Below are 13,930 nucleotides of genomic sequence, written 5' to 3'. Positions count from 1 at the left end.
TGATTAAGGTAGCGGCAGGACTCTGATGAGATTGGCCCCGATGAAACGTTACGCAACCGCACTGCTCTTTTGCACTCTGTCGCTGACCAGCCTGGCCGCTCGCGCCGATATTATCGATGACGCGATCGGCAATATTCAGCAAGCCATTAACGACGCCTATAACCCCGGCAGCAGTCGCTCCGATGACGACGACAGATACGATGACGATGGCCGGTATGATGACGGGCGCTATCAGGGGAGCCGTCAGCAGAGCCGTGACAGTCAGCGCCAGTATGACGAGCGGCAACGCCAGCTGGACGAGCGCCGCCGCCAGCTGGATGAACGCCAGCGTCAGCTCGACCGCGATCGTCGTCAGTTAGAAAGCGACCAGCGTCGTCTGGATGATAGCTACTGATCGCCCCCCGCAGGCCAGCGCTTAATCCAGCGCTATTTCCATCCCGTCATAGCCCGCTTCGAAACCTGTCGGCAGCGGGTTATCCATCATCCAGACGTCAAACTGGTGGCTGATATGGGTGAGGATCACCCGCGGACAGCCAATGACCTGGTTAAGGCTGCGGACGGTGTTTAGATCGTTATGGTTACGCGGGGTCTGCGCGCGCGGCTCATGACTGCAGTCGATGATCATCGCCTGCGGGCGGTTATTGAGCAAAAACTTCAGCGACTTGTCCGGCAGCCCGGCGGTATCCGAGAGCCAGGCCAGCCGGCTGTGGGCCGACTCCAGCAGATAACCAAAGGTCAGCTTCGAGTGATTAAGGGGTAGGGGCGTCACCCGCAGCCCCTGCAGGTTAAACATCACAAACGGCGTGACGGTATGGCTAAAGTCAAGCAGACCGGGGTGTTTGAGCAGATCGTCGCAGCCGGCGTCATCCGGCGGGCCATAGACCGGAATCGACGCGCCGACTCCCCAGCGCAGCGGAAACAGCCCCTGCACATGATCCAGATGGTAGTGGGTCAGCAGCACCTGTTGAAAGCTGCCGGCGGGATGATGCTCCATCAGATCCGGTCGTCCGGCATCGAGCAGCGTCACGGCGCTGTTGAACGTGACCACTCCGCTACAGGGGCGGCGTCGGTGGCTCTCCTCGCGGCGGGCGCGTCGGCAGGCCGCGCAGTCGCAGCCGAAGACCGGCACCAGCTGAGCGCCGCCGGTGCCGGTTAAGCGGAGGGTCAGGCTCATCGCGTCACCTTTTGTTTATACCAGTTGATCCGCTTCGCGCGCCGCGTGGCTGCGCAGCAGGCGGAAAAATTCATCGACCGATTGTCGGAGACTGCCGTCGTTATTCAATGTCAGGCAGTTGTCCGGCTTATAGCGCGCGGCGCGTTCCAGACGCTGGGCGATTTCCAGCGCGTTTTCCCGGCCGCGCTGCTCCAGCCGCTGGCGCAGCACCGGCGGCGAGACGGCGAGACAGATCGGCACCAGCACCTCGCCGTAACGTTCCCGGGCCAGCGCCAGATGGGCGCGGGAGCCGTTGGCCACCACGTCAAAGCCGGCGTGCAGCCAGAGGTCGATCTCCACGCCAATGCCATAGTAAGTATTGTTGGCGTGCCAGCTGAGAGCAAAAAGATGCTGCTCGGCGCGGGTAAAAAACTCATGTTCGCTGAGGGCGATATGATTCTCGCTGCCCGCGTTAAACGGGCGGGTTATGTAACGATGGGCCACCAGCAGCTGCGGGTGCTCGCGCTGGCGCAGCGCCGCCAGCAGGCTATCTTTACCGGAGCCGGAGGGGCCCACCAGCCAAATCAGTTTTCCTGGCATTAAAAGACCCTCTTTCCCTGGCGCCAGACATGGTCGATCTGGATATGTTCGCCGCGACGGTGCGCCAGCACCAGGTCGGCGCGTTTTCCCTCGGCGATGACGCCGCGATCGTCAAGGCCCAGCGCCTGCGCCGGATGCTGACTGACCAGACGGATCGCCTGTGGCAGGGTGAAGGCATTGTCCTCGGCGTCGGCGATGCGGAAAGCGGCATCCAGCAGGCTGGCGGGGTAATAGTCAGATGAGAGGATGTCCAGCAAACCGTGGCTCGCCAGCTGGTGGGCGGCGACGTTGCCGGAGTGGGAACCGCCGCGCACGATATTCGGCGCCCCCATCAGGACGTGCATCCCGTGCTGACGTGAAGCCTGCGCCGCGGCCAGCGTGGTGGGAAACTCGGCGATCACGCTCCCTAGCTGGTGGGATTCGGCCACATGCGCCTCGGTGGCGTCGTCGTGGCTGGCGAGGGCGATACGGCGGGCGCGGCACATGGCGGCGATGGTCTGGCGATTGGGCTGCGACCAGGTGGCGGCCAGAGCCATCTGCTCGGCTTCAAAACGGTCCATTTCGTCATGCGTCAGATGATATTTGCCCTGATAATAATCGCGGTACTTGCTGCGATCGGCGTACTGACGCTGGCCCGGCGAGTGGTCCATCAGAGAGACCATGCTCACCGACTCGCGATCGATCAGCTTTTCAAACAGCGGCAGCGTGGTGTGATGCGGCAGCTCGCAGCGCAGGTGCAGGCGGTGTTCGGCGCGGTTGAGACCGCGCTTTTGCGTCTCCTCCACGGCATTGACCATCTTCTCCAGATTCTCAAGACGATCGCCGCCATCGCGCACGTCGCCAATCGCCACGGCGTCCAGCACGGTGGTGATGCCGCTGGCGACCATCATGGCGTCATGGCTGCTCATCGCCGAGTGGGCCGGCCAGTCTACCTTCGGCCGCGGGGTAAAGAACTTGTCGAGGTTATCGGTATGCAGCTCGATAAGGCCCGGCAGCAGCCAGCCGCCTTCCCCATCCAGCGCCTGCGGCAGCCGGCTCTGGCTTTCGGCGAAGGCGAGGATGCGACCGTCCTGGACTTCCAGCGAACCGTGGACCACTTCGTCGTCGAGAACCAGTTTTACGTTATTGATAATCATGCTGTCATTCCCATAGAGTGCAGTCGGTCGGCGACCTGACGGCGTACCCCTTCGTCATGGAAAATCCCCACGATGGCCGCGCCGCGCGTTTTGGCATCGTGGATCAGGTTGACCACGGCAGCACTGTTTTTGTCATCCAGTGAGGCGGTGGGTTCATCAAGGAGCAGGATCGGATAGTCGACCGCAAAACCGCGGGCGATGTTGACCCGCTGCTGCTCGCCGCCGGAAAAGGTGGACGGCGCAAGGTGCCACAGGCGTTCCGGAACGTTGAGGCGGGTCAGGATCTGGGCGGCTTTCGCGGCGCTCGCTTCGCGCGGCGTCCCAAGATCGAGCAGCGGCTGCATCACCACCTCCAGCGCCGAAATGCGCGGGATCACCCGTAGAAACTGGCTGACCCAGCCGATGGTGATTTTGCGCACTTCCAGCACCTTGCGTGGGGTGGCGGTGACCAGGTCCACCCATTCGTCGCCGTGGCGGATATGGATATGGCCGCTGTCCGGCAGATAATTGGCGTACAGCGAACGCAGCAGGGTCGATTTGCCGCTGCCGGAGTGACCGTGGAGCACCACGCACTCCCCGGCGTTAACGGTCAGCGAGGCGTCGGCCAGCACCGGCAGACGCACGCCGTGCTGCTGGTGCAGAACAAAGGTTTTATGGACGTTTTCAACGCGGATCATGTTAGCTCTCACGGGGTTGAGTTGCCGGGTGGCGCTTCGCTTACCCGGCCTACGAATAACGCACCTGTGGGCCGGGTAAGGCGCAGCCGCCACCCGGCAAAACAGCATTAATTCTGTAACACCGACGACACCAGCAGCTGGGTGTAAGGATGGTGCGGATCGTCGAGCACCCGGTCGGTTAAGCCACTCTCCACCACCTGGCCCTGCTTCATCACCAGCAGACGGTTCGCCAGCAGGCGAGCGACGCCGAGATCGTGGGTAACAATCACCACCGCCAGATTCAGCTCCACCGCCAGGCCGCGCAGCAGGTCTAGCAGCCGCGCCTGCACGGACACATCCAGCCCGCCGGTGGGTTCATCCATAAACACCAGCTTCGGCTGGGTGACCAGATTGCGGGCGATCTGCAGACGCTGCTGCATGCCGCCGGAGAAGGTGGTGGGCAGGTCGTCGATGCGCGAGGGCGGGATCTCCACCTCCTGCAGCCACTTTTCGGCGGTGGCGCGAATGTTGCCGTAGTGGCGGGCGCCGGTGGCCATTAGCCGTTCGCCGATGTTGCCCCCGGCAGAGACCTGGCGACGCAGACCGTCCATCGGGTGCTGATGCACTACGCCCCATTCGGTGCGCAACAGGCGTCGGCGTTCGGCTTCGCTCATGGCGTACAGCGAGCGCTGCTGGTACAGCACCTCGCCCTGCTGCGGCGTCAGGCGGCCGGAGATTGCCTTCAGCAGGGTGGTTTTACCGGAGCCGGACTCGCCGACGATGCCGAGCACTTCTCCCGGCCACAGCTCGAAGGAGACATCGCGAAAACCTTTATCCGGGGCGTAGAGATGGGTCAGGTTATTCACAGCAAGTAATGGCTGGTTCATTTTTTCTGCCCCTCGCTCTGCTGGCGGCAATAGTCGGTATCGGAGCAGACAAACATCCGCTGGCCGCTGTCATCCAGCACCACTTCGTCGAGGTAGCTGTGGCGCGAGCCGCAGATGGCGCAGGGCTCATCCCACTCCTGCACGGTAAAGGGATGGTCGTCGAAATCGAGACTCTCCACCGGGGTATAGGGCGGCACGGCGTAGATCCGCTTTTCGCGCCCGGCGCCGAACAGCTGCAGCGCCGGCATCATGTGCATTTTCGGGTTATCGAATTTCGGGATCGGCGAAGGGTCCATCACGTAGCGGCCATTGACCTTCACCGGATAGGCGTAGGTGGTGGCGATATGGCCGAAGCGGGCGATATCTTCATACAGTTTCACCTGCATGACGCCGTACTCTTCCAGGGCGTGCATGGTGCGGGTTTCGGTTTCACGCGGCTCGATAAAGCGCAATGGCTCCGGGATCGGCACCTGGTAGATCAGGATCTGATCTTCCACCAGCGGCGTCTCCGGGATCCGGTGGCGGGTCTGGATCAGGGTGGCGTCTTCGGTACGCTCGGTGGTGGCGACGCCGGTGACGCGCTTAAAGAACTGACGAATCGACACCGCGTTGGTGGTGTCATCCGCGCCCTGGTCAATCACCTTCAGCACGTCGTTCTCACCGATGACGCTGGCGGTCAGCTGGATGCCGCCGGTGCCCCAGCCGTAGGGCATTGGCATTTCGCGCCCGCCGAACGGCACCTGGTAGCCGGGAATCGCTACCGCTTTGAGAATAGCCCGGCGGATCATGCGCTTGGTTTGCTCGTCGAGGTAAGCAAAGTTATAGCCAGTCAGTGGGTTAGCCACGTTCGTTCTCCCGTTGCAGGCGTTTCAGCAGCGCCAGTTCGGCCTGGAAATCGACATAGTGCGGTAGCTTCAGATGCGAGACGAAGCCGGCCGCTTCGACGTTATCGGCGTGGGCCAGCACAAACTCTTCATCCTGCGCCGGGCCGGCAATCTCTTCGTCATAGTCCGGCGCCTGCAGCGCACGGTCGACCAGCGCCATGGCCATCGCTTTGCGCTCGCTCATGCCGAAGGTCAGGCCGTAGCCGCGGGTGAAGTGCGGCGGCTCCTCCTGCGGGGCGACGAAGCCATTAACCATCTCGCACTCGGTCAGCAGCAGCTCGCCAATATTGACGCTAAAGCCCAGCTCTTCCGGGACGATTTCCACCTGCACGTAGCCGCTGCGGATCTCGCCGGCAAACGGATGGTTGCGGCCATAGCCGCGCTGGGTCGAATAGGCCAGCGCCAGCAGGTAGCCTTCATCGCCGCGCATCAGCTGCTGCAGGCGCGAGGAACGCGAGCAGGGGTAGACCGGCGGGGTGCGGGTGATATCGTCGGGCGGCGTGCCGCGATCTTCCTCGGTCTTCGCCAGCCCCTGCTGCGTGAGCAGGCTAAAGACGTGCGGCGTCGGCTCTGCTTCGCCATCGGCTTGCTGCACAGACGGCGCTTCGCCATTGGCCAGCAGGGTAAAATCGAGCAGGCGGTGGGTGTAGTCGTAAGTGGGGCCCAGCAGCTGGCCGCCGGGGATATCTTTATACACTGCGGAGATGCGGCGTTCGAGGCGCATCTCCGCGGTATTAATCGGTTCGCTGACCGCCAGCCGCGGCAGGGTGGTGCGGTAGGCGCGCAGCAGAAATATTGCTTCGACGTTATCGCCGCTGGCCTGCTTCAGCGCCAGCGCCGCCAGTTCGCGGTCGGCGATGCCGCCCTCGGTCATCACCCGGTCCACCGCCAGGCTGAGCTGGTCGCTTATCTGTTCGACGCTCAGTTCGGGAAGCCGTCCATCGCCCCGTCGTTTCTGTTCCTGTAAGGCGTGAGCGGCGCGGATCGCCTTCTCGCCGCCCTTGACGGCAACGTACATTTAGCACACCTCCACGTGGGTGGTGCGCGGGATCGCCAGCAGGCGCTCGCCGCAGGTGAGGATCAGGTCGATGCCCAGCGGGAACGGGTGCGGGCGTTCGGTTAATTCGTCGATGATGCAGTCCGGCAGCTGCGGCGCGATCATTCGCTCTTCGGCAATGCCTGCCCCGGTCAGGCGCAGCATGCGTCCGCCGCTGAGGCTGGCAAGCTGAACGATCAGTGTGACGCCGGTTTCCGGCGCGGTGACGGTGCCAGCGGAAAGGACGTTGAGCTGCTCGGCGCTGATACCGTCATTGGCGACGGCAAAAACCGCCTGCTGCGGCTGGTCCACCAGCGGCGCGCCGGTATGAAAGCGCAGATTCTGTCCCACCAGATCGTTACGCAGAGCGCTGGCGAGCCAGACCGGTGTTTCATGATCGGCAAGGGTCAACAGCAGGCTGGTGGAGGCCACGTTCAATGGCTGCCAGCCGTGCTGAAGCTGCTGCAGGGAGACAATCACCCCCGGCTCGCTCATCGCTTTCAGCAGGCGACGAAAACTGTGTTGGGCATCCTGCACAGCCAGGGTAAAAGCGGGTTGTAAGGTCATACGTTATCTCCGCGAACCAGGGTAAAGAAGTCGACCCGGCTGGCGTTGACTTCGGCGCGTCGGGCTTCAATGCGCGCGCTGCGTAGCGCTTCCAGCGGGGTTATCAGGGTTTCCATTAAGGTGTGAAAATGGCGGGGCGACTGCAGCAGGGCGTCGATCGCCGCGCAGCGTTCAGCGTGCGGGCGGTCGCGGCCTAAGATCCAGCTGTAACCGAGGGTACCGTCAGCCAGGCGTACCGCTGCGCGGGTAAGGGTGGCGTCGCCGGCAAAGAAGCGGTCGCCGATACCGCCCATGCGGGCCTGGAGCTGTACCAGCCCGGTCTCCGGGGTGCGAATCAATTCATATTCCGGCGCCAGCTGCAGGGACTGCATGCGCGCCAGAAGGTCCTGCGGTTCACTGTGGGCCAGCACGGACATCCAGCGCTGGCGGGTGGCGGTATCGAAGTGCATTCAGTGCTCCATGGTAAATTCAATCATGTCGGCGCGGGTCAGGCTGACGGAGTACTCCGCCGTGAGCGACTCGCCCTCGCGGCTATTGAGCGTGCGGACGCAGAGCAGCGGCGCCATATTGGGGATTTCCAGCAGCTTGCTCTCTTTTGCCTGCGCGCGGCGGGCGCTAATTTTGGTGCGTACGCGGGTCAGTTCGACGTCGAGCCGATCGCGTAGCAGATCGTGCAGCGAGCCGTGGCTGAAGGTCTGTAGCACCGGCCAGAAGCGCAGGTCAGCGAAGTAGTGGTCAATCAGGCACAGGGCGACGCCATTGACCCGGCGCAGGGTACGCAGGTGGATCACGTTCTCGCCCTCATTGATGCCAAAGGCCTCGGCGACATGGGCGCTGGCGGGGCGCAGCACCGACAGCAGCTTTTCGCTGGTGGGATCGCTGCCTTGTTCCAGCAGGTTTTGGCTGAAGCGCGCCTGGGCGTTAAGCGGGTAGTCGATGGGGCGCATCAGCACCAGCACACCCACGCCCTGACGGCGCTGAACCCAGCCGCGCTCAACCAGCTGGTCGATAGCCCGGCGCAGGGTGTGGCGGTTAACGTCGAAGCGCGTCGCCAGCTGCTGCTCGGCGGGCAGATAGTCGCCGCAGCGATAGTGGTGGCGCAGCTCCTGCTCAAGTCGGGCGGCGATTTCCTGATAGCGCGTGGGGTAACTGGTCGGATGTCTGGACAGGTGCATGGTCATCAAGCCTCACACAGCATAGGCGAGGAGCTTCCTCGCGTTGTGGGCCGATCCTGACCGGTTTATGTTGCATTTCGGTTAAGTGACGATGACTAAAGGATGAAGAGTTGATGCCAGGCGGATGACAGGGCGGCCGGGCCGCCCTGGGGGCGTCAGCCTTGTTTGACCACGTTGATCATCCAGGGGACGCCAAAGCGGTCGACGACTTTGCCGAAGCCGTGGGCCCAGAAGGTTTCCTGCCAGGCCATCTCAATGCGCCCGCCGACAGCCAGCGCGTCGAACCAGCGCTGGCCTTCAGCGACATCGCTGGGATCGAGGACGAGGGTGAAGCCGGCGTAATGCACATCGGGCCCGAAGGCGCTGTCGCTCAGCATCAGCTCGCCATTATTGATGCGCAGGCTGGCGTGGGCGATAGCATCATCCTCCATCTTCTGGCCAGACGGGCAGCCGTCTGACGCTTCCTGCGCCGGGGGCGGCATTTCGCCAAAGGTCATTTTAAACATCAGCTCTGCGCCCAGCGTCTGCTGGTAGAAGGCGATCGCCTCGGCGCAGTTGCCCGCAAAGGCAAGGTAGGGACTTAAGGACATGGTGAATACCTCAGTGACCGTAACCCGTAAAGCGTAGTCGCCCGGCAGGCGATTGAGCCAGACGGCAGGGCGAAAAGGGGCGCTGAAATATGACGGCAGGCGACAGCGTAAATAGCGGTTGCCGGCGAGGGAAATAACAGGATGCGCCGGGGGACAAACGGCCACCAGGATATCGGGAGCGGCGACGGTTATATGAAAAAATAATCGCGCCGCCTACCCGAAATTAAATCAGTTCTTTTTCACAAATTCCGATTTGAGCTTCATCGGACCAAAACCGTCAATTTTGCAGTCAATATTGTGATCGCCTTCGATCAGACGGATATTTTTCACTTTGGTGCCGATTTTCAGCATCGAAGAGCTGCCTTTAACCTTCAGATCTTTCACGACGGTAACGCTGTCGCCGTCGGCCAGTAAATTGCCATTGGCATCTTTAACGATCAGAATGTCGCTCTCTTCCGTCGCCTCGGCAGGGTTCCACTCATGGGCACATTCCGGGCAGATGTACATGCCGCTATCTTCATAAGTGTAAGTCGAATCGCATTTTGGGCAGTGTGGCAGTTGCATGACGCTCCTCATGATGTCGTCGAAAAACAGGACGTTGGTCCTTTAAACAGCGGCTGATAGCCGAAAGTGGGTATGATTATAGCGCAATCACCCACTTTTGTCGGGTGTTTTTTTGCTAAAAAATAGCCGTGGTGTTATTCCGGAAAGAAGCGAATAAACGCTGAAATTAACCGCCCGAAGTGGAGCAAAATCGACGAAATAATTTCCGCGCGATCGGCAGGAAATGAACTTATTTATTTTCCGACACTCTGTAATGAGGCGGTAAATTTCTGTGAAGTTGATCGCAGATATAAACACTGTTAGGGTAAAAAAGGGGAGCAGGTCAATTTCATCAAGCATCACGATGAGCCGCTCCATTTATTCACCAGTAGCCAGAGCAGGCGTCAACAGGTTCGGTTGTACATTCTGTCAGCAGACAGTGCAGGCAAACCTGCTACGCTTGAAATGAGGAGCACAGCAATTCACCGCTCCTGACGCACGATGCGAATGGCCTTGCCATTCGGCGAAGAGGCGTGCACTCAAGGCGGAGTAGCAGAGGAAAAATATGCTTAAAAGGAAAAAAATAAAGCCCATCACCCTTAAGGATGTGACCATCATCGATGATGGTAAACTGAAAAAGGCGATCACCGCGGCCTCCCTGGGCAACGCGATGGAGTGGTTCGATTTCGGCGTCTATGGCTTTGTGGCCTACGCCTTAGGTAAAGTCTTCTTCCCCGATGCCAACCCAAGCGTGCAGATGATTGCCGCGCTGGGTACCTTCTCCGTACCATTTTTAATTCGTCCGTTAGGCGGCCTGTTCTTCGGGATGCTGGGCGATAAATATGGTCGGCAAAAAATTCTCGCGATAACTATCGTGATCATGTCGATAAGTACTTTCTGTATCGGCCTTATTCCGTCGTATGCCACGATAGGTATCTGGGCGCCGATCCTGCTGCTGCTGTGTAAAATGGCGCAAGGCTTCTCGGTCGGCGGTGAATATACCGGGGCGTCGATCTTCGTCGCGGAATACTCTCCTGACCGCAAGCGCGGCTTTATGGGCAGCTGGCTGGACTTTGGCTCCATCGCCGGGTTTGTGATGGGGGCCGGCGTGGTGGTTCTCATCTCCAGCGTGGTGGGTGAACAGAACTTTCTCGACTGGGGTTGGCGTATCCCGTTCTTCCTGGCGCTACCGTTAGGTATCATTGGTCTCTACCTGCGCCATGCGCTGGAAGAGACGCCGGCGTTCCAGCAGCATGTTGACACCATGGAGCAGGGCGACCGTGAAGGACTGCAGGACGGGCCGAAGGTCTCTTTTAAAGAGATTGCCACCAAGCACTGGCGTAGCCTGCTGACCTGTATCGGTCTGGTGATTTCCACCAACGTGACTTACTACATGCTGCTGACCTACATGCCGAGCTATCTGTCGCATAACCTGCACTACTCGGAAGATCATGGGGTGCTGATCATCATCGCTATCATGGTCGGGATGCTGTTTGTACAGCCGGTTATCGGTATGCTCAGCGACCGTTTCGGCCGTCGCCCGTTTATCCTGATTGGTAGCGTGGCGCTGTTTGCCCTGTCGATCCCGGCCTTCATTATGATCAACAGCAACGTGACTAGCCTGATCTTCGCCGGCCTGCTGCTGCTGGCGGTGGTGCTGAACTGCTTTATCGGGGTGATGGCCTCCTCGCTGCCGGCGATGTTCCCGACGCACATCCGCTTCAGCGCCCTGGCCAGCGCCTTTAACATCTCGGTGCTGATTGCCGGTCTGACGCCAACCCTGGCGGCGTGGCTGGTGGAGACCACCCAAAACCTGATGATGCCGGCGTACTACCTGATGGTTATCGCGGTGGTGGGTATGGCGACGGGCCTGTCGATGAAAGAGACGGCTAACCGTCCGCTGAAAGGGGCGACCCCGGCGGCGTCGGATATCCAGGAAGCGAAAGAAATCCTTGGCGAGCACTACGATAACATCGAGCAAAAAATCGAAGATATCGATCAGGAGATCGCCGATCTGCAGGCAAAACGGTCGCGTCTGGTGCAGCAGCATCCGCGTATCAACGACTAACCGTTTTCACTGTTAATCATGCCGCCTGGGGAAACCCCGGCGGCATTTTTTATGCCTTCGGCAAGGCCAGGCCGTGACGCCGCTGCTGGCTGAGTTTACGGTACTGCTGCGGCGGCATGCCCACGTAACGGGTAAAGGTGCTGTAGAAGCGGCTGCTGGAGCGAAAACCGGCGGTAAGGGCAATATCCAGGATGGTCTTGTCGGTATCGCTCAGCAGCGCCCGCACATGATTGATACGCATGGCGGTAATGTACTGCTTCATGGTCTGCTGCATCACCCGCTGAAAGACCCCCATCGCATAGTTCGGGTTGAGCTTCACGTGCTCGGCAACGGCATTGACGGTCAGCGCCTGGTCGTAGTGGGCAGCGATAAACTCCAGCATCTGGCTGACATAAAACTGCGCGTGGCGCGAGACGCTGTTCTTGTGGGTGCGTGAGGTTTTATTGACCAGAATCGGCTGCCAGCCGGCGAGGCTCAGCCGCTTCAGCATCAGGGCGATTTCATCGATCGCCAGCTGGCGTATCTGTTCATTCTCGTGGCTCAGTTCCTGCTGCCAGCGGCGCACTTCGAAGGCGCTCAACTGCTGCGCAGCGAGGGATTTAATCACCATCCCATGGGTGACGTGGTTGATAAGCTCCCGGTCCAGCGGCCATGAGAGAAACAGATGCATCGGTAGGTTGAATATCGCCATCTGCTGGCAATCGCCGGGGCGGGTCAGCTGATGCGGCGTACAGGCCCAGAACAGAGTGATATAGCCTTTCTCAATGCGCACCACTTCGTTATTAATCAAATACTCCACGTCGCCATCGAACGGCACGTTGACCTCCACCTGGCCGTGCCAGTGGCTGGTGGGCATGGCGTGCGGCGGGCGCAGTTCGATATCCATACGCTGATACTCGGAGTAGAGCGCCAGCGGGCTGCGGCTCTGCTTTTCGTCGCTGCTGCACATAAAGGGATCGGGGGGCAGAGAGGTGAAGCGGTGTTCCATCGTTAGCGTATTCCTGAATTGTCAGAGTGGCTGCATTTTTCGCCAGAACTGACGACAGCTTAGCGGAAGAATCGGCCCATTTTCTCTCCTTTTTGCTCAATCTGTTCCCGAAATCTCAGATTTTGTGGCGCTTAATGGCCGATCTGAGCTTTCGGGAATGCTCCGGCGGGAACAGGGCAGCGCAGCGGGGAGCGGCGTGCCACTCTGCAAGTGTTCAATGACCTGATGGAGAGTGCGTGATGTCTGCCCCAAAAATTACTTTTATCGGCGCCGGTTCGACGGTGTTCGTCAAAAATATTCTCGGTGATGTTTTCCAGCGCCCGGCGCTGAAATCGGCGCATATCGCGCTGATGGATATCGATGAAACCCGGCTGGAAGAGTCGCATATCGTGGTGCGCAAGCTGATGGATTCCGTGGGCGCGAACGGCGAAATCAGCTGCCACCGCGACCGGAAAACCGCCCTGCAGGGCGCCGATTTTGTCGTCGTTGCCTTCCAGATTGGCGGCTATGAGCCCTGTACCGTCACCGATTTTGCAGTCTGCAAGCGCCACGGCCTGGAGCAGACCATTGCCGATACGCTGGGGCCGGGAGGCATTATGCGCGCGCTGCGCACCATCCCGCACCTGTGGGCTATCTGCGACGATATGAGCGAGGTCTGCCCGGACGCCACCATGCTTAACTACGTCAACCCGATGGCGATGAACACCTGGGCGATGTACGCCCGCTACCCGCATATCAAGCAGGTGGGTCTGTGCCACTCGGTGCAAGGCACAGCGGAAGAGCTGGCGCGCGACCTCGATCTCGATCCGGCGGATTTACGCTACCGCTGCGCGGGGATTAACCATATGGCGTTCTATCTGTCGCTGGAGAAAAAGCTCGCGGACGGCAGCTACGTCAGTATCTACCCCGACCTGCTACAGGCCTACGCCGACGGGCGGGCGCCGAAACCGAACCTGCACGGCAACCCGCGCTGCGAAAACATCGTCCGCTATGAAATGCTCAAAAAGCTGGGCTACTTTGTCACCGAGTCCTCGGAGCATTTCGCGGAATACACGCCATGGTTTATCAAGCCGGGCCGCGATGACCTTCTCGCTCGCTATAAAGTGCCGCTGGATGAATACCCTAAACGCTGCGTCGAGCAACTGGCCAACTGGCATCAGGAGCTGGAGAGCTATAAGCGCGGGGAGCGCATTGAGGTGAAACCCTCCCGCGAATATGCCAGCACCATCATGAACGCCATCTGGACCGGCGAGCCAAGCGTGGTGTACGGCAACGTGCGCAATGATAATCTCATCGACAACCTGCCTCAGGGCTGCTGTGTGGAAGTGGCCTGCCTGGTGGACGCCAACGGCATCCAGCCGACCAAAGTGGGCGCGCTGCCGGCGCATCTGGCGGCGCTGATGCAGACCAATATCAACGTGCAGACGCTGCTCACGCAGGCGATCCTCACCGAAAATCGCGATTACGTCTATTACGCCACGATGATGGATCCGCACACCGCCGCGGTGCTGGGGATCGAAGAGATCTACGCGCTGGTGGACGATCTGATCGCCAGCCACGGCGACTGGCTGCCGGCCTGGCTGCACCGTTAATCCTCTTATGCCGCCGGGGGCAACGAACCCGGCGGTGCCTGTCACGCTCTATCAA

17 protein-coding genes are annotated in these 13,930 nt (G+C 60.4%); 3 read left to right on the top strand and 14 right to left on the bottom strand.

Translation table 11 applies throughout. The annotated features are described in order from the left end of the window. Window positions 1-40 precede the first annotated feature (40 nt). On the top strand, window positions 41-394 hold the full coding sequence (gene yjdP, locus LPQ25_RS24120; protein ID WP_004151729.1) for a DDRRRQL repeat protein YjdP: 354 nt from the start codon (window positions 41-43) through the stop codon (window positions 392-394). A gap of 21 nt (window positions 395-415) precedes the next feature. Here the strand turns inward: yjdP and phnP are convergent, their stop codons facing one another. The 13 genes from phnP to LPQ25_RS27315 form a co-directional block, all read right to left on the bottom strand. Then, window positions 416-1,174: a phosphonate metabolism protein PhnP gene (gene phnP, locus LPQ25_RS24115; protein ID WP_004210023.1), complete on the bottom strand. Its 759-nt coding sequence runs from the start codon at window positions 1,172-1,174 to the stop codon at window positions 416-418. Between the two features lie 15 nt (window positions 1,175-1,189). After that, window positions 1,190-1,753, bottom strand: coding sequence for a ribose 1,5-bisphosphokinase (gene phnN / locus LPQ25_RS24110; RefSeq protein WP_004151727.1), 564 nt, complete (start codon window positions 1,751-1,753; stop codon window positions 1,190-1,192). Next, window positions 1,753-2,889 carry an alpha-D-ribose 1-methylphosphonate 5-triphosphate diphosphatase gene (gene phnM, locus LPQ25_RS24105; protein ID WP_009484481.1) on the bottom strand — a complete coding sequence of 379 codons (1,137 nt, stop codon included), beginning with the start codon at window positions 2,887-2,889 and terminating at the stop codon, window positions 1,753-1,755. Before phnM ends, phnN begins: the two co-directional genes overlap by 1 nt. Continuing rightward, complete coding sequence (gene phnL / locus LPQ25_RS24100; RefSeq protein ID WP_012737178.1) at window positions 2,886-3,566, bottom strand: phosphonate C-P lyase system protein PhnL; 681 nt, start codon at window positions 3,564-3,566, stop codon at window positions 2,886-2,888. Before phnL ends, phnM begins: the two co-directional genes overlap by 4 nt. Before the next feature lie 107 nt (window positions 3,567-3,673). Beyond that, window positions 3,674-4,432, bottom strand: coding sequence for a phosphonate C-P lyase system protein PhnK (gene phnK, locus LPQ25_RS24095; RefSeq protein ID WP_014908098.1), 759 nt, complete (start codon window positions 4,430-4,432; stop codon window positions 3,674-3,676). Next, complete coding sequence (locus LPQ25_RS24090; protein ID WP_002885202.1) at window positions 4,429-5,277, bottom strand: alpha-D-ribose 1-methylphosphonate 5-phosphate C-P-lyase PhnJ; 849 nt, start codon at window positions 5,275-5,277, stop codon at window positions 4,429-4,431. Before LPQ25_RS24090 ends, phnK begins: the two co-directional genes overlap by 4 nt. After that, window positions 5,270-6,334 carry a carbon-phosphorus lyase complex subunit gene (locus LPQ25_RS24085; protein WP_012737180.1) on the bottom strand — a complete coding sequence of 355 codons (1,065 nt, stop codon included), beginning with the start codon at window positions 6,332-6,334 and terminating at the stop codon, window positions 5,270-5,272. The genes LPQ25_RS24090 and LPQ25_RS24085 overlap by 8 nt, the downstream gene beginning before the upstream one ends. Next, entirely contained in the window at window positions 6,335-6,919 is a 585-nt protein-coding gene (gene phnH / locus LPQ25_RS24080) for a phosphonate C-P lyase system protein PhnH (protein WP_002885207.1), read from the bottom strand. Beyond that, window positions 6,916-7,368 (bottom strand): phosphonate C-P lyase system protein PhnG, encoded by a 453-nt coding sequence (phnG, locus tag LPQ25_RS24075; RefSeq protein ID WP_002885214.1) that lies wholly within the window; start codon window positions 7,366-7,368, stop codon window positions 6,916-6,918. The genes phnH and phnG overlap by 4 nt, the downstream gene beginning before the upstream one ends. Next, entirely contained in the window at window positions 7,369-8,094 is a 726-nt protein-coding gene (gene phnF, locus LPQ25_RS24070) for a phosphonate metabolism transcriptional regulator PhnF (protein ID WP_004177785.1), read from the bottom strand. It lies immediately after the preceding gene. Between the two features lie 155 nt (window positions 8,095-8,249). Beyond that, window positions 8,250-8,684, bottom strand: a complete 435-nt coding sequence (gene yjdN / locus LPQ25_RS24065; protein WP_012737181.1) for a VOC family metalloprotein YjdN — start codon at window positions 8,682-8,684, stop codon at window positions 8,250-8,252. A 228-nt stretch (window positions 8,685-8,912) separates the two neighbouring features. Then, window positions 8,913-9,248 (bottom strand): zinc ribbon domain-containing protein YjdM, encoded by a 336-nt coding sequence (locus tag LPQ25_RS24060; RefSeq protein ID WP_041169006.1) that lies wholly within the window; start codon window positions 9,246-9,248, stop codon window positions 8,913-8,915. Between the two features lie 87 nt (window positions 9,249-9,335). Then, the gene (locus LPQ25_RS27315) at window positions 9,336-9,605 is read right to left on the bottom strand and encodes a hypothetical protein (RefSeq protein ID WP_016831374.1); all 270 of its coding nucleotides are present in this window, start codon (window positions 9,603-9,605) and stop codon (window positions 9,336-9,338) included. A 187-nt stretch (window positions 9,606-9,792) separates the two neighbouring features. On the opposite strand from LPQ25_RS27315, the gene proP reads away from it, so the two are divergent. Continuing rightward, on the top strand, window positions 9,793-11,295 hold the full coding sequence (proP, locus tag LPQ25_RS24055) for a glycine betaine/L-proline transporter ProP (protein ID WP_002885227.1): 1,503 nt from the start codon (window positions 9,793-9,795) through the stop codon (window positions 11,293-11,295). A gap of 49 nt (window positions 11,296-11,344) precedes the next feature. Here proP and melR read toward each other — a convergent pair whose 3' ends face one another. Continuing rightward, window positions 11,345-12,283, bottom strand: a complete 939-nt coding sequence (melR, locus tag LPQ25_RS24050) for a transcriptional regulator MelR (protein WP_004177781.1) — start codon at window positions 12,281-12,283, stop codon at window positions 11,345-11,347. A gap of 239 nt (window positions 12,284-12,522) precedes the next feature. Here melR and LPQ25_RS24045 point away from each other — a divergent pair, with 239 nt between their 5' ends. Continuing rightward, a complete protein-coding gene (locus LPQ25_RS24045; RefSeq protein WP_004177780.1) occupies window positions 12,523-13,875 on the top strand; it encodes an alpha-glucosidase/alpha-galactosidase in 1,353 nt (450 codons plus the stop codon). Window positions 13,876-13,930: the final 55 nt, after the last annotated feature.

The sequence above is a fragment of the Klebsiella sp. KPN54798 genome, assembly GCF_021184225.1.
GTDB lineage: Bacteria > Pseudomonadota > Gammaproteobacteria > Enterobacterales > Enterobacteriaceae > Klebsiella > Klebsiella pneumoniae.
This window is presented reverse-complemented; position numbering and strand designations above follow the sequence as displayed.